At 69.6% G+C, this 15,340-nt stretch carries 11 protein-coding genes and 1 tRNA gene; 3 read left to right on the plus strand and 9 right to left on the minus strand.

From position 1 onward, the window contains the following. Positions 1-40: 40 nt before the first annotated feature. Positions 41-475: a hotdog fold thioesterase gene (locus OSC27_RS05120; RefSeq protein WP_267180311.1), complete on the plus strand. Its 435-nt coding sequence runs from the start codon at positions 41-43 to the stop codon at positions 473-475. A gap of 11 nt (positions 476-486) precedes the next feature. On the opposite strand, the gene OSC27_RS05125 is transcribed toward OSC27_RS05120, so the two are convergent. Continuing rightward, positions 487-1,095, minus strand: coding sequence for an ANTAR domain-containing response regulator (locus OSC27_RS05125; protein WP_267180312.1), 609 nt, complete (start codon positions 1,093-1,095; stop codon positions 487-489). A 38-nt stretch (positions 1,096-1,133) separates the two neighbouring features. On the opposite strand from OSC27_RS05125, the gene OSC27_RS05130 reads away from it, so the two are divergent. Next, a tRNA-Leu gene (locus OSC27_RS05130) sits at positions 1,134-1,216 on the plus strand. 36 nt (positions 1,217-1,252) lie between these two features. Here the strand turns inward: OSC27_RS05130 and OSC27_RS05135 are convergent. Continuing rightward, positions 1,253-2,314, minus strand: coding sequence for a S1C family serine protease (locus OSC27_RS05135; protein WP_267180313.1), 1,062 nt, complete (start codon positions 2,312-2,314; stop codon positions 1,253-1,255). Between the two features lie 7 nt (positions 2,315-2,321). Beyond that, entirely contained in the window at positions 2,322-2,744 is a 423-nt protein-coding gene (locus OSC27_RS05140; protein ID WP_267180314.1) for a hypothetical protein, read from the minus strand. A 110-nt stretch (positions 2,745-2,854) separates the two neighbouring features. On the opposite strand from OSC27_RS05140, the gene OSC27_RS05145 reads away from it, so the two are divergent. Further along, entirely contained in the window at positions 2,855-3,631 is a 777-nt protein-coding gene (locus OSC27_RS05145; RefSeq protein WP_267180315.1) for an SGNH/GDSL hydrolase family protein, read from the plus strand. 30 nt (positions 3,632-3,661) lie between these two features. Here the strand turns inward: OSC27_RS05145 and OSC27_RS05150 are convergent, their stop codons facing one another. The 6 genes from OSC27_RS05150 to pyk form a co-directional block, all read right to left on the minus strand. Beyond that, on the minus strand, positions 3,662-5,869 hold the full coding sequence (locus tag OSC27_RS05150) for an acyltransferase family protein (RefSeq protein WP_267180316.1): 2,208 nt from the start codon (positions 5,867-5,869) through the stop codon (positions 3,662-3,664). Between the two features lie 185 nt (positions 5,870-6,054). Next, positions 6,055-7,455 carry a maltokinase N-terminal cap-like domain-containing protein gene (locus OSC27_RS05155; protein WP_267180317.1) on the minus strand — a complete coding sequence of 467 codons (1,401 nt, stop codon included), beginning with the start codon at positions 7,453-7,455 and terminating at the stop codon, positions 6,055-6,057. A gap of 4 nt (positions 7,456-7,459) precedes the next feature. Further along, a complete protein-coding gene (treZ, locus tag OSC27_RS05160) occupies positions 7,460-9,268 on the minus strand; it encodes a malto-oligosyltrehalose trehalohydrolase (RefSeq protein ID WP_267180318.1) in 1,809 nt (602 codons plus the stop codon). Between the two features lies 1 nt (position 9,269). After that, positions 9,270-11,558: a malto-oligosyltrehalose synthase gene (gene treY / locus OSC27_RS05165; RefSeq protein WP_267180319.1), complete on the minus strand. Its 2,289-nt coding sequence runs from the start codon at positions 11,556-11,558 to the stop codon at positions 9,270-9,272. Continuing rightward, positions 11,555-13,747 carry a glycogen debranching protein GlgX gene (glgX, locus tag OSC27_RS05170; RefSeq protein ID WP_267180320.1) on the minus strand — a complete coding sequence of 731 codons (2,193 nt, stop codon included), beginning with the start codon at positions 13,745-13,747 and terminating at the stop codon, positions 11,555-11,557. The genes treY and glgX overlap by 4 nt, the downstream gene beginning before the upstream one ends. Before the next feature lie 112 nt (positions 13,748-13,859). Beyond that, the gene (gene pyk, locus OSC27_RS05175; protein WP_267180321.1) at positions 13,860-15,308 is read right to left on the minus strand and encodes a pyruvate kinase; all 1,449 of its coding nucleotides are present in this window, start codon (positions 15,306-15,308) and stop codon (positions 13,860-13,862) included. Positions 15,309-15,340: the final 32 nt, after the last annotated feature.

The following is a 15,340-nucleotide window of genomic DNA, read 5'->3' on the forward strand; positions in this document are numbered from 1 at the left end:
CCCTCCGACAGTCACGGGGAGGGGCGGGACACGGCCCGAGATGAAGGTGGAGATGTTCGAAGGCGACGTGGATGCGCTCGAGTATGTGCGGGAACGCGGCGTCGGCGCCCTGGCCGACAAGATGGGCATCGAGTTCATCGAATTCACCATTGAACGCTCCGTCGCCCGCATGCCGGTCGAGGGCAATACCCAGCCGGCGAACCTGCTGCACGGCGGCGCGTATGTGGTGCTCGGCGAGTCCCTCGGCTCGATGGCGGCCAACCTGCACGCGGGGCCAGGCAAGCTCGCGGTCGGCATCGAGATCAACGCCACGCACACCCGGTCGGCCACCAGCGGCTACGTCACCGGCGTCTGCACGCCCGTACACCTCGGCCGCACGCTGACCACGCACGAGGTCGCCGTCACCGACGATCAGGGCAGGCGCTGCTCGACGATCCGCATCACGAATTTCATCAAGGACATGCCGGGCCGCTAGCCCGGCTCACGCTAGGACTTCTTGGGCGAAAGCTGCTCGATGATCGCCTGCGCGACATCGTGCATGGTGAGTCGGCGGTCCATCGACGCCTTCTGGATCCAGCGGAACGCCTCCGGCTCACTCAGCCCCATCTTCTCGTTGAGCAGGCCCTTGGCGCGGTCGACGAGTTTGCGGGTCTCGAAGCGCTCCACCATGTCGGTGACCTCTGCCTCGAGGGCGATGATCTGGGCGTAGCGGGCCAGAGCGATCTCGATCGCGGGCAGCAGGTCGTTCGGCGTGAACGGCTTGACGACGTACGCGAGGGCGCCCGCCTCGGTGGCGCGCTCGACGAGTTCCTTCTGGCTGAATGCCGTGAGAAGTACGACGGGGGCGATGTGCGCCTTCGAGAGGCGCTCGGCCGCCGAGATGCCGTCGAGCTGCGGCATCTTCACGTCCATGATCACCAGGTCGGGGCGCAGCTCGGTGGCGAGTGCCACGGCCGTCTCGCCGTCGCCGGCCTCGCCGACGACCTCGAAGCCGTTGTCGCGCAGGATCTCGACGATGTCGAGTCTGATCAGCGATTCGTCTTCGGCGACGACGACTCGGCGGGGAACTGCGGGGGCGTTTTCCTGGTCACTCACGATCAAAGCCTACGGTATCCTGAGTCTCGTTGTTGTGCGCCGGTGTGGCGGAATGGCAGACGCGGAGCACTCAAAATGCTTTGTCCGAGAGGGCGTGTGGGTTCGAATCCCACCACCGGCACGCGCGGCATCGATGCGGCAGACGATGTGATCTGCACTACTGCTGGTCGACGAGCGTGGCCTGAAGCGACAGCGACTTCTTTCCGCGCACATCTGTGATCGTCACGGTGTGCCCCACCTTCGCCGCGCGCACCGCCGCCACCAGATCGAGCACGGTGTGCACGTTCCGATCCCCCACCTTCGTGATGATGTCGCCCGGTTTGATGCCGGCGCTCGCGGCGGGGCTGCCATCCTGAACCTGAATCACCAGGGCGCCCTCGGTCTTCGACAGCTCGAGCTGGTCCGCGAGCTGGGGCGTGATGTCGCGGCAGACGACGCCGAGGAACGCGTGGCTCGCCTTGCCGCTCTTCAGGAGCTGGTCGGCGACGTCGGTCACGGTCGTCGACGGGGTCACGAAGCCGATCGCGACGGCACCCGAACTCGGGGGCAGGTACGCCTCGGAGAGGCCGACGACCTGCGCCTGCCCGTTGACGACCGCGCCACCGGAGTTGCCTGGCGAGATCGGCGCATCCGTCTGAATGAGGTCGATGAGGCCCTGCGGCGACTGGCTCGAGGCGGGCATGTTGCGGTGCAGGCCCGAGATGATGCCCGCCGTGACCGTCTCGTCGAGGCCGAGCGGGCTGCCGAGCACGATCGCGAGCTCCCCCACCTCGGGCTCGCTCTTCGCGAAGGTGGCCGCGGGAAGGCCCTTCCGCTTCGCCTTGATGACGGCCACGTCGGTCGTGTCATCGACCGCGATCACCGAGGCCTGCGCCTGCGCGCCGTCGGCGAACTGCACCTGCACGGTGTCGAAGGGCCGCTTCTGCTCGTTCTCCACCACGTGCGCATCGGTGACGATCGTGCCGTCGCTGCGATAGATGACGCCGCTGCCGAGGCCGATCGGGGTGGTGATCGTGACGACCGACGGCTCGACCTGCTTGACGACTTCCGGCACGACAGCCAGAGAAGCGGATGTCGGCGCAGCCACCTGCGGCGCCGCGGGCGGCTCGCTCGTGGCGGCTGGCGCGGGGTTCGGCATCCCGGTGCACGCGGCCAGGGCCCCGGCCAGGGCCAGGGCCGCTCCTGTGGCCAGGACGCGTCGTGCTGTGCGAGCGCTCACGGGCGGCTCAGCCGTCCTCGCGGTCGGGGTTGTCGAGGCGGAAGAAGTTGGACTGGCTGCCGTCGCTGCGGGTCTCCTGGTAGATGAAGTTCAGCTTGCGGTCGTCGAAGGTGGCGAACCATTCGTCCCAGTCGACCTCGCGAAGGTTCTTCGTCTCGTCGCCGAAGTCGAACCGCAGCACGCCCAGGTTCTCGCCATGCTCCGTGCCCTCGACCGTGGCGGGCCTGCCGCCGCGCGCTTCGGCCCATTCCTTGATGACCTCGTGGCTCGTCGTCGCGAGGCTGCGTCCCTCGCGCTCCGGCTCATCGTCGGGCGACGTGACCTCCTGCGAATACTTCAGCGAATCCGACGAGTCCGGTCCCGTGCGCACCTTGCCGCCGTCGGGGCCGGCCCCGACGTCATCCGTGCCGTTCGCATCGTTGTCTGCCATGGCCGTTCGTCCTTCCGTCTCGCGGGCGAGGGCACACGCCCTGCCTTCGCCCTCAGGGTAGGTTCATGCGGCCGTCTCGTGAAGGGGTGCGCTGGCGATAGCGTTGAGGCATGTTCCAGAGCTTCGTGGCCATCGGCGACAGTTTCACCGAGGGCGTCGGCGACGAGCTGGGCGACGGGCGCGTGCGCGGCTGGGCCGACCTGGTGGCGCTCGGCCTCGCGGCGGCGAGTGCCCAGCGCGTCACCTACGCGAATCTCGCCATCCGCGGCCGCAAGCTCGGCCCGCTCATCGCCGAGCAGCTCGAGCCCGCCATCGCGCTGGCGCCGCAGCTGATCAGCCTGAACGGCGGCGGCAACGACATCATGCGCCCCCGCGTGACGCTCGAATCGATCGCCGACCAGCTCGCCGAAGCTGCCCGCCGCGTGGTCGCCGCCGGCCCGCACATGCTGCTGCTGAGCGGGGCGAACCCCACGCACCACCTGCCCGCCGGCCGTCTCATCCAGAAGCGCGGAGAGCGCCTGGCGGCCCTCGTGCGCGAGCGGTATCCGCGAGACGGCGTGACCTTCGTCGACAACTGGGCCGACGCGACGCTCGCCGACATTCGCTACTGGTCCCCCGACCGCATGCACATGAACGCTCTCGGTCACGCGCGGGTGGCCTCGAACGTGCTGCTGGCGCTCGGCTGCGTCGTCCCCACCGAATGGGGCGTCGACGAGGTGGCCGAGGCGCCCGCCGGCGAGCGTTCGCGCCGCACGGCCGCCTACTACCGAGAGTATGTGCTGCCGTGGATCGGCCGCCGGCTCACGGGCCGCTCCTCCGGCGACGGGCGCGAGCCCAAGTTCGCGGCGCTCACCCCGGTCGTACCGGGACCGTTCATCTCGGCGTAAGGCGCGGCGGGTGCGGCGAGTCGCCGCGGCTCACGCCTGCGCGGCCAAGGCCCGCTTGAGATACGGCGCGAGCGTCGCCGCGTATGTGGCGGTCATGTGGCTCTTGTCGCGGTAGACCAGCACGTGGCCGACGACCGGATCGCAGGAATCCTGAGTGCAGAAGTCGTCGGTCATGTCGATCAGCTTCACGCGAGACGATGCACCGGATGCCGCGGCGACCAGCGGGTCGTCGCCGATCGCGTCCGCTCGCGACTGGGCGCACGCGCCCGGCTCGAGACGCTGGGCGGGCTCACGCACCTCGAGGCACGTCTGCGCATCCGCCGCCGGGCGCGGGGTGTCGGCGATCACGTACACCGTGCTGATGGAGGCGGGCAGGGCCTTCCACGTCGAGCGGTACCCGGCGACGGCGTTCTGATAGCCGCTCCTGCCAGCCTTGTCTGCGTACAGGTCCTTGATGTCGGCGGAGGTGATGAGCGCGCTCACGCTCGGCATGGCGGCAAGCTTGTCACGCACGAGCGAGTTCCACTTCGCGCAGCTCGTGACCGCCGCCGAGGCAGGGTCGCCAGCCCGCGTCGCCTTCGAGAACGCGCACGACCCCTTCAGCATCATGACGATGTGCCAGCCCTTCTCCTGCGCCACCGTCTCGAGCGCCGGCTCCCATTGCGCGGCGTGCGAGTCGCCCACCAGGGCGACCGTCTTGGTTGCCGCCTCGGCGCTCACGCCGCCCTCGCACACCACCGGCTTCACGGCGCGCGTGCCCGTGATGCACGTGTCTGGCAGGTCGTCGGCGACCGAGACCGGGCTCGGCGCGAGCACGCCGTGCAGGTCGTCGTTCTCGCACGGCTGCGGCGTGGCGGGGTCGATGGCGGATGCGCCCAGGCACGCGGGCATGGCGCTCACGAGAGCGGCCGTCTTCACCTGCGACGTCGCGATCGTGTGCTGCACGCCGTTCCAGGCCACCCCGCACACCGCGACGATGACCGCCATGGCGCCGGCCATGACGAAGATGCTGCGGCGGGGGCGCGCCCCCGCGAGCACCGGAGCGGTGCGGGTACGGTCCTCGACGTAGCGCTTGCTGAGGCCGGCGCAGGCGAGCGATGCGAACAGGATGGCGACGAGCGTCACTGCGCCAGCCTCGTGGTAGCCCGGAATGAATCGGGCCAGCGCTAGCGGCACGATGACGATCAGCGGCCAGTGCCACAGATACAGCGAGTACGAGGCGCCGCCGAGCCACTGCACGAAGCGGCCCATCATGAGGCCGCTCGGCGCCCAGCGCGCGTCGGGCAGCCCCGCGGCGATGACCGCGATCGTGCCGGCGACGGGGAGTAGCGCGGCGGTGCCGGGGAATGGCGTGTCCCCGTTGATGACGAACGCGGAGACGCCGATCGCGGCCAGCCCCGCCCACGAGAGAACGGCGCAGACGGCGGGGCGCATCCGCAGCCCTGCGATGACGAACGCGAGGAGACCGCCGACGCCGAACTCCCACGCGCGGGTGAAGGTCGACAGGTAGGCGACCGAGGGGTCGGTGGCGCTCAGGGAGATGCCGTACGCAAGGCTCACGGCGCTGCCTGCGCCCAGCACGGCGAGCGTGACGGTGCGCTGCACGCGTGAGCGGGCGCGGATGAGCAGAGGAAGCAGGAGCAGCAGCGGCCAGACGAGGTAGAACTGCTCCTCGACGGAAAGCGACCAGAAGTGCTGCACGGGCGAGGCGAGGTTGCCTGCCGCGAAGTAGTTGACGGCATCCTGCACCAGGGCCCAGTTCTGCACGTAGAGCGCGCTCGCGCCGATCTCCCGGAAGAACTGCTGCCACAGCGCCTCGGGCACGAACGCCCACACGCCCACGGCCACCGCGACGAGCACCAGGAACGCGGCGGGCAGCAGCCGGCGAACGCGTCGGGACCAGAAGCGCACGAGGCGGATGCTGCCGCTCGAATCGATCTCGCGGATCAACTGGCCCGTGATGAGGAACCCGGAGATGACGAAGAACACGTCGACGCCGACGTAACCGCCGGGCAGGGCACCGGGCCACAGGTGGTACGTGACGACCAGGGCGACGGCGAGTGCACGCAGCGCCTGAACCTCGGGACGGAAGCTGCCGGGTCGCCCGCCCGCCTTCGTGCCCGACGGCGCGCTCGTGGTGTGCGTCGTCTCGGTCGTGCTGATCGCCTGAGAGGTGATGGCTGACTCCTTGCGTCTGGTGCGCTCGCGTCTCGTGTACGGCGGTGGCGAGCCGGGCAACCGCTTCGGGCGCGCACGAAAGCGCGACGCGTCGAGGCGGGCGCCCCCGCGCCCTCGCCGGGCCGGCTACGCAGCCGACACCGTCACTTCGACGCTACCCGCGGGCTGAAGGCGGGGCGAGGAGCTCCCAGACAGCTCTGAGGAAAGCCGCAGCCGGGGCAGATGTGGCCGTCAGCGGGCCGCGGTCAGCTCGCGCCGGCCGTGCTGCTCACCAAGCGGCGCACCGCGGCCGCGGGGATCGGCAGCCATTCCGGCCGGTTCCGTGCCTCGTAGACCGTCTCGTAGAGTGCTTTGTCGAGTTCGAGGGCATCGAGAAGCGCCTGCGGCTCGGTGTCGCCGCCGACCGACCGGTACCCCTCGAGAAACGCCTCGCGGCAGCGTTCGGCCCAGCCGTGGCCGTCTGGCGCACCCGGCACGGCGCCGGCCACGTAGTCGAAGCTGCGAAGCATGCCCGCCACATCGCGCAGTGCCACATCGGGGCGCGACCGCTCGGGAAGGGGGCGCGCCGGCTCGCCCTCGAAGTCGATAATGGCCCAGCTGCCGCCCGCGACCGAGAGAACCTGACCCAGGTGCAGGTCACCGTGGATGCGCTGCAGGGGCGGCCATGCGCTGGCGGCGGCGCGAGCGTAGACGGCCGTGATGCGCTCGCGCAGCGGAGCAAGCTCGGGAAGCTCCTCGATCGCCTCGTCCAGGCGCCGGGCCCACGCAGCCCCCATCGCGGCGATGTCTTCGGGTTCGGCGGGCTGCGAGGTGAGAGCCGACCGCAGACCCACGTGCACCTCGGCGAGGGCCGAACCGATGGCCCGGGCGCTCGGGGTGAACTCCGCGCCCCTGGCGGCCGCGCCAAGCGCGAGCCGCCAGGCATCCTCGGCCCCTACGAGGAACTCCTGCGCGAACGCGAGGTGGCCCGTGGCCCGCCCGCCCGGCGCCGACCGGTCGTTCCATTCGCCGACGAGGCTGCCGATGGTCTGCGGCACGGCCGTCGACCCCGCCTCGAACAGCGCCTGCTGCAGCGTCACGTCGGGGTTCTCGCCGTGGTGCAGCGCCCGGAAGACCTTGCAGATGAGCCGGGGCAGACTGGCGGTCTCGTCGAAGCGGTACACGATCGAGGTGTTCGACTGCTCGCCGTCGAGCACCGCGGAGGTCATGCGCTGGTAGGTGAACGGCCGCGCGGAGCGGCCATGCGCATCCGCTCGGTCACCCGTGGCATGGCCGTCGTCGACGATGAGCGCGAGAAGGGCCTCGGCGAAGGCGGCATCGCGAGGGCCGTCGTAGAGGTAGCGCGGCTCGACGAGTTCGCCGTCGAGGCCGTCGTCGTCTTCGCTCCTGCCCTCGCCGAGCACGCCGATCAGCGCAGCCTCGCCGCCCGACAGCGGTTCGCGGCGCTCGGCGACCGGCACCTGGTAGAGCACAGAACGGCCGTCCCGCTCGTCCATGACCAGATGGATGCGCGAGTGCACCCCGGCGGATGCGGCAAGCTCGACGGTGCCGATGATGCGAAGGGCGGGCGCTCGGCCCTTGCCCGTGTACCAGCGCTGGCGCGGCATCCACCCCGTGAGGAGGTCGATTCGCGATGACGCCGGCATACGCTCAGGCTATGGCGAATGGATGCGCGCCGCTTGTCCCATCGTCGCGCGCCGCCCGCCCGACGAGCAGCGCGTGGGCGCCGAGCCGCAGCGCGTCGGTACCTGGCGTGACCTCGCCGGAGGTGAAGAGCGCGTCACCCCGGATGGCGAGGGGCACCCGAACCGCGTCGTCGCCGAAGTTGGCAACGACGAGCATCGAGCCGCGTCGCATGGCGAGCCAGCTTTCGTCGAGGTCGTACTCACTCGCGATGCGATCGAAGCGCGGGTCGGTGAAGTCGGCGTGCTCGCGGCGCAGGCGGATGAGCTCGCGGTAGCACGCGAACACCGCGCCATGGCGCCCCGAGCGCGCCTCGGACCAGTCGAGCATCGAACGCCGGAATGTCTCGGGATCCTGCGGATCGGGAACGCTCGCCTCGTCCCATCCCATGCGCGCGAACTCGGCGATGCGCCCGCGAGCGGTCGCCTCGGCCAGCTCGGGCTCCGGATGGGAGGTGAAGAACTGCCACGGCGTCGACGCGGCCCACTCCTCGCCCATGAACAGCATGGGCGTGAACGGGCCGAGCAGCGTGAACGCCGCCGCGATCACAAGCTGCCGCTCGTCGAGCGACGCGCTGAGCCTGTCGCCCATCGCCCGGTTGCCGATCTGGTCGTGGTTCTGCGTGCACACCACCAGGCGCCACGTTGGCGTGTGCGCCCGCTCGATGGGCCGCCCGTGGTGTCGCTCGCGGAAGCTCGAGTAGCTGCCGTCGTGGAAGAAGCCCTCTTCGAGCACCTTCGAGAGCGCGCCGATGCCGGCGAAGTCTGCGTAGTAACCGCTCGTCTCCCCCGTGAGATTCACGTGCATGGCGTGGTGGAAGTCGTCGTTCCACTGCGCCGTGAGCCCGTATCCGCCCGCCGCCCGCGGGGTGATGAGCCGCGGATCGCCCAGATCGGATTCGGCGATCAGCGTCAGCGGCCGCCCGACGTGTGCGGCGAGGGCGTCGACCTCAACCGCGAGCTCCTCGAGAATGTGCGTGGCGCGGTGGTCGACGAGGGCGTGCACGGCGTCGAGCCGCAGCCCGTCGACGTGGTAGTCGCCGAACCACATCACGGCGTTGTCGATGATGTACCGGCGCACCTCATCCGAGCCAGGCCCATCGAGGTTCACGCTCGCGCCCCACGTGTTCGCATGAGCGTCGGTCAGGTACGGGCCGAAGCGCGGAAGGTCGTTGCCGCTCGGGCCGAGGTGGTTGTACACGACGTCCTGAATCACGGCGAGCCCTCGTGCGTGGCACGCGTCGACGAACGCCTGGTAGCCGGCAGGCCCGCCATACGCCTCGTGCACCGCGTACCAGAGCACCCCGTCGTAGCCCCAGTTGTGCTCGCCGTTGAACGCGGCGACGGGCAGCAGTTCGACGGCGTCGACGCCGAGCTCGACGAGGTGGTCGAGCCGCTCGATCGCCGAGGCGAACGTACCCGCCTGCGTGAACGTGCCGATATGCAGCTCGTAGATCACGGCACCGGCGAGCGAGCGTCCGCGCCAGAGTGCGTCGCCCCACGCATACGCTGACGGGTCGAACGTGCGCGCGGCCGCGTGCACGCCGTTCGGCATCCGCCGCGATCGCGGGTCGGGCAGCACGCTCCCCTCGCCGTCGATGCGGTAGCCGTAGTCGATATCGTCGTCGCCGGCCGCTGCCCGGATCGCGTCGAGATCACCCGATTCGAGCGACCACCAGTCATCCGTGCCGCGGTGCAGTGTGAACGCGCCGACGCTGGTGTCGAGCTGAAGAGCGGATGCGCGTGGTGCCCACACCGCGAAGTCCGTGCCGATCATGTTACGAGTCCTCCCTCACGAGAAGCGCGAGCGGATAGCGCGTGAGAATCTCCCCGATGCCAAGCCCATCGTCGGCCTGGTGCCTCCTGCCGCTCAGGACGTCGAGATACGAGCCACGCGGTGCCTGAAGGACCGTGTCGCCCCAGCCGCCGTCGCGCTCGAGGCCGACGGGCAGTCGGGTCACGAGGGTGATCGCACCGCCGCGGTCGAAGGCCACCGCGTGTGGCGCGGCGTGGCCGCGCGCGGCGACCGGCCGGTAGCCGGTGAAGAGGTCGGGTCGGTCCCGCCGCAGGCAGAGCGCGCGGTGGGTCACGAGCATCTTCGCGGCACCACCGGCATCGACGCTCGGATGCGCGCCGGCGCGAATCTCGGCGAGAATGCGTCGCCTCTCCCCGAAGTCCACAGGCCGCCGGTTGTCCGGGTCGACGAGCGAGAGCTCCCACAGCTCGCTGCCCTGGTACACATCCGGCACGCCCGGAGCGGTGAGCTGCACGAGCTTGGCGCCGAGGCTGTTGCTGAAGCCGGGAGCCGTGACGAGCGCCGAGACGCGGTCGAGCACGGCGCGGACGCGCGGGTCGTCGAACGCCGCATCGATGAGGGCGTGCATCCGCTCTTCGAATTCGGCGTCGGGCGACGCCCAGCCTGTCGAGTCGGCGGCCTCGCGCGCGGCCTTCTCGGCGAACGCGTGCAGCCTCTCGCGGGTCGCGGGGCGCGAGCCGATCACGGCCTGCCAGAGCAGGTTCTCGAGCGGACCGTCGCCGAGCGGGGCGAGCGTGCGAAGCTCACCGAGCGCGGCGGCCCACTCGTCGGGGAGCTCCGCGAGCACGCTGATGCGCGCGCGCACGTCCTCGCCGCGCTTCGTGTCATGCGTGCTGAGCGTGGTCATCGAGCCCGGCCACGTGTCGAGGCGTTCGCGCTGGGCTGCGTGGAAGTCGTCGGGCGAGATGCTGAAGACGCTCGGGTCGCCGCCGACCTCGGTGAGCGAGGTGAGGCGCGTATACCGATAGAACGCGGTGTCCTCGACGCCCTTGGCCATCACCATGCCGGATGTCTGCTGAAACCTCACCGCGGCGGGGTGCGAGGCATCCGCCAGCACCTCGGCGATGCGCCCGATCGCCTGCGCGAGATCCGGCCGTCTGGCGACCGCCGCCTCGTGCGCGCGGCCCAGGTGCTCGGCGCCGTTCGGCAGGTACGAGCGATAGACGGGGAAGCACGCGAGGAGTTCGGCGATGCAATCGCGCGTGAGCTCGTCATCCGCGCCAAGCTCACGGGCGAGGCGACGAACCTCGGAGCCGAGGATGCCGTCGGCGATCGCGCGCTTGCAGTCGTGCACGAGACGGTTCCAGTGGGCGGGAGTGCCGATGCCGCCGGCAAGGGCGTCGAGACCGGGCCGGCCGGCCGGGTCGACGAAGAGGCGGTCGACCTGCCCGAGCGCGTCGTAGCCGGTCGTGCCCGCGGTGGCCCAGCCGGAATCGAGCCGCTCGCCGTGCTCCAGGATCTTCTCTACCAGCACGTAGGCGCCGCCCGTCGCTTCGGCGAGCCGCCGAAGGTAGCCGCGGGGGTCGGCGAGCCCGTCGGGGTGGTCGACGCGCAGGCCGTCCACGAGGCCGTCGCGCAGCCAGCTGAGAATCTCGCCGTGCGCGGCGTCGAACACGGACGGCTCCTCTACCCGGATTGCCGCGAGGGTGTTGACGGCGAAGAACCGGCGGTAGTTGAGGTCGGTATCGGCCGTGCGCCAGTTCACGAGGCGGTAGTGCTGACGCTCGTGCACGGAGCGCGCCTCGCCGTCGCCCAGCGTTCCCTCCGCGATCGGGTAGCGGTTCTCGAAGTAGCACAGCATTCCATCTGCGATGTGCAGGTCGGCCATTGCGTCGCCGTCGGCGAGCACGGGGATCACCAGTTTGCCCCCGCCGGCGTCCCAGTCGATGTCGAACGCATCGGCGTGCGCGGCGGCTCGCCCGTGGGCGAGCACATCCCACCACCACGCGTTCAGCGGCGGGCTTGCCACACCCATGTGGTTGGGCACGATGTCGACGAGCACGCCCAGGCCGGCGTCGTGCGCCGTGCGGGCGAGCGCGACGAGCGCGTGGCGGCCTCCCCGCGCCGCATCCACGCGCATCGGATCGACCACGTCGTAGCCGTGATCGCTGCCCGGCTCGCTCTGAAGCAACGGCGAGAGGTAGAGCCAGTCGATGCCAAGCTCATGCAGGTAGTCGACGAGCGCCGCGGCCTCGTTCAGGTCGAAGTCGGCGCGCACCTGCAGGCGGTACGTGCTGGCGGGGACGTTCACGGCGTGCCTCGTTCCGTGGCTCGCTCCGTGCCTCGTTCCGTGCCCTCGGAAAGCGACGCCGCAACAGAGTCGTCGAGAATCTCGTTCTGCTCGAAGGCGAGCAGCACCACGAGAGAGCGCGCTGCCAGCGTGATCGACGCGCCCGGCAGCACGCGGTCGGATGCCGCCACTCCCCCCGCGGTATCGACCACCGTCTGCCACTCGGTGCCGTATGACGCGTCCGGGACGACGAAGGAGACGTCGTCGTCTGCCGCATTGAAAAGCAGGATCGTGTTGTCATCAGTGATGCGCCGGCCACGCGCATCCCTGCCGTGAATTCCCTCACCGTTTAGGAAGACGGCGACGGCGCGAGCGGAGGCGGTGTCCCAGTCTTCTTCGCTCATCTCCTTGCCGTTGGGGTTGAGCCACACGATGTCGGGCAGCGGGGCGCCCTCGCCGCGTTTGACGGGCCGGCCGTCGAAGAAGCGCACGCGCCGGAACGTCGCGTGCTCGCGACGCAGCCGTGACAGGGCCGAGGTGAACTCGATGAGTGAGGCGTCTGCGCTCCCCCAATCGACCCAGCTGAGCGGCGAGTCCTGCGCGTAGGTGTTGTTGTTACCGTTCTGGGTGCGGCCAAGCTCGTCGCCGTGCAGGATCATGGGCACGCCCTGCGAGAGCAGTAGCGTGCCGATGAGGTTGCGCTGCTGCCTGGCGCGGATCGTCAGCAAACGCTCGTCGTCCGTCGGCCCCTCGACGCCGCCGTTCCAGCTGCGGTTGTGCGATTCGCCGTCGCGGTTCTCCTCGCCGTTCTCCTCGTTGTGCTTCTCGTTGTACGACACGAGGTCGCGCAGCGTGAAGCCGTCGTGCGCGGTGACGAAGTTGATGGATGCCACGGGGCGTCGCCCGTCCTTCTCGTACAGGTCTGCGGAGCCCGTGATGCGCGCGGCGAACTCCCCGAGCGTCGCGGGTTCTCCGCGCCAGAAGTCGCGCACCGTGTCGCGGTACCGGCCGTTCCATTCCGTCCACTGCGGCGGGAAGTTGCCGACCTGGTACCCGCCGGGCCCGATGTCCCACGGCTCGGCGATGAGCTTGACCTGAGAGACGATCGGATCCTGCTGCACGAGTTCGAAGAAGGTCGCGAGCCGGTCGACATCGTAGAACTCCCGTGCCAGGGTCGCGGCGAGGTCGAAGCGGAACCCGTCGACGTGCATCTCGGTGACCCAGTAGCGCAGGCTGTCCATGATGAGCTGGAGCGCATGCGGGTGCCGCACGTTCAGGGAATTGCCCGTGCCCGTGTAGTCCATGTAGTACTGCGGGTCCTCGTCGGTCAGCCGGTAGTACGCGGCGTTGTCGATGCCCTTGAACGACAGGGTCGGCCCCAGATGGTTGCCCTCTGCCGTGTGGTTGTACACCACGTCGAGGATCACCTCGATCCCCGCCTGGTGCAGCTCGAAAACCATGCGCTTGAACTCCTGCACCTGCCCGCCGGCGTCACCCGACGAGGTGTAGCCGTTGTGCGGGGCGAAGAACCCGATGGTGTTGTAGCCCCAATAGTTCGAGCGGCCGGCCTCGATGAGGTGCTTGTCGTTGACGAACTGGTGAACGGGCATGAGTTCGAGGGCGGTGATGCCGAGCCGGTGCAGATGGTCGATGACGGCGGGGTGGGCGAGGGCGGCATAGCTTCCCCGCGTCTCGTCGCCGATCTCGGGATGCTGCTTGGTGAGCCCCTTCACGTGCGCCTCGTAGATCACGGTGTCGCTGTACGGGATCCGCAACTGAGCGTCGCCCGCCCAGTCGAAGAACGGGTTGATCACGACGCTCTTCATCATGTGCGCCGCCGAGTCGTCCTCGTTGCGCCTGGAGGGGTCGTCGAAGTCGTAGGAGAACAGGGCGGGCGACCAGTCGATGGTGCCCGAGACCGCCTTCGCGTAGGGGTCGAGCAGCAGCTTGGCCGGGTCGCAACGGGCGCCCGTGCCGGGGTCGTACGCGCCGTGCACGCGGTAGCCGTAGAGCGTGCCGGGCTGAACCTGCGGCAGATACGCGTGCCACACCGACGCGTCGACCTCGCGCAGCGGGATCCGCGTCTCCTTCCCGTCGTCGAACAGGCACAGCTCGACCGCCTCAGCGGCCTCACTGAAGAGGGCGAAATTGGTGCCGCTTCCGTCGTAGCTCGCGCCGAGCGGATACGCGCTTCCTGGCCAGGTCTCCATACTTCACGAGCATAGAAAGGCGGGGCCCGCACGGCTATGGGCTTGCGCGTGCGGTCGCGGATGCACGAAAGGCCCCCCCCCTGACGGGCGGGGCCTTTCGTGGCGTGGCGTGCTACCGGATCGCGGCGTACGCCGGCGCTGCCGCATTGTGGGCGTCGCCGACGACGTGAACACGCACGTCGTTGGTGGAGCCCGAGATTCCGGGAGGCGAACCCGAGATCACGACGACCTTGTCGCCGATCTCCGCCATGCCCTCGCCGAGCAGCAGGTCGTCGACCTGGGCGAACATCTGGTCGGTGTGGGTGACCATGTCGACCAGGTGGCTCTGGATGCCCCACGACAGGGCGAGGCGGCGGCGGATTCCCGGCTCCGGCGTGAACGCGAGCATGGGGATCTTCGAGCGCAGGCGGGACATGCGGCGCGCCGAGTCTCCGGTCTGCGTGAACACGCACAGGTACTTCGCCTCGACGAAGTCCGCGACCTCGGCGGCGGCGAGCGTGAGAGCGCCGCCCTGCGTGCGCGGCTTCGTGCCGAGCGGCGCGACGCGCTCGAGGCCGTGCTCCTCGGTCGATTCCACGATGCGAGCCATCGTCTGCACCGTGACCACCGGATACTCGCCCACGCTCGTCTCGCCCGAGAGCATGACCGCGTCTGCGCCGTCGAGCACGGCATTGGCGACGTCGGAGGTCTCCGCCCTGGTAGGAACGGGGCTGCTGATCATCGACTCGAGCATCTGCGTCGCCACGATGACCGGCTTCGCACGTCGGCGCGCGATCTCGACCGCACGCTTCTGCACGATCGGCACGGCCTCCAGGGGCAGCTCGACGCCGAGGTCGCCGCGCGCCACCATGATGGCGTCGAACGCGTCGATGATCTCCTCGAGTGCGTCGACGGCCTGAGGCTTCTCGATCTTCGCGATCACGGGGACCCGGCGGCCCTCCTCTGACATGATCTCGTGCACGCGCTCGATGTCGGCGGCGTTGCGCACGAACGAGAGTGCGATCAGGTCAGCGCCCAGCTTGAGACCCCAGCGCAGGTCGGCCTCGTCCTTCTCCGAGAGCGCGGGAACGTTGACGGCGACGCCGGGCAGGTTGATGCCCTTGTTGTTCGACACCGCACCCGCCACGACGACCTCGGTCCTGACGACGGTGTCGTCCGCGTCGATGACGCGCACCTTCACCTTGCCGTCGTCGATGAGCAGGAAGTCGCCCGGCTTGACGTCGTGCGGCAGCCCCTTGAACGTGGTCGACGAGAGCTCACGGGTGCCGACGATGTCGTCGGTCGTGATCGTGAAGATGTCGCCGACCTCGAGCTCGTACGGGCCGCCCTCGAACTTGCCGAGGCGAATCTTCGGGCCCTGCAGGTCGACCATGACGGCGATGGCGCGGCCCGAGTCGTCGGCGGCCTTGCGCACATTGGCGTAAACGCCCTCGTGCACGTCGTAGGTGCCGTGGCTCAGGTTCATCCTCGCTACGTCAACGCCCGCGTCGATGATGGCGCGAATGTTCTCGTAGCTGGATGTCGCCGGGCCGAGGGTTGCGACGATCTTTGCCCGTCTCATGCGTGATGTACTCCAGATTTCCGCGCCGATAT

Origin of the sequence: Microbacterium sp. STN6, assembly GCF_026410545.1 — a bacterium.
Classification (GTDB): Bacteria; Actinomycetota; Actinomycetes; order Actinomycetales; family Microbacteriaceae; genus Root112D2.

Bases quoted from the DNA above. Each gene is read 5' to 3' on its own strand.
- OSC27_RS05120 (WP_267180311.1), top strand. From the start codon at position 41: ATGAAGGTGGAGATGTTCGAAGGCGACGTGGATGCGCTCGAGTATGTG.
- OSC27_RS05140 (WP_267180314.1), bottom strand. From the start codon at position 2,744: ATGGCAGACAACGATGCGAACGGCACGGATGACGTCGGGGCCGGCCCC.
- OSC27_RS05145 (WP_267180315.1), top strand. From the start codon at position 2,855: ATGTTCCAGAGCTTCGTGGCCATCGGCGACAGTTTCACCGAGGGCGTC.
- OSC27_RS05155 (WP_267180317.1), bottom strand. From the start codon at position 7,455: ATGCCGGCGTCATCGCGAATCGACCTCCTCACGGGGTGGATGCCGCGC.
- treZ (WP_267180318.1), bottom strand. From the start codon at position 9,268: ATGATCGGCACGGACTTCGCGGTGTGGGCACCACGCGCATCCGCTCTT.
- glgX (WP_267180320.1), bottom strand. From the start codon at position 13,747: ATGGAGACCTGGCCAGGAAGCGCGTATCCGCTCGGCGCGAGCTACGAC.
- pyk (WP_267180321.1), bottom strand. From the start codon at position 15,308: ATGAGACGGGCAAAGATCGTCGCAACCCTCGGCCCGGCGACATCCAGC.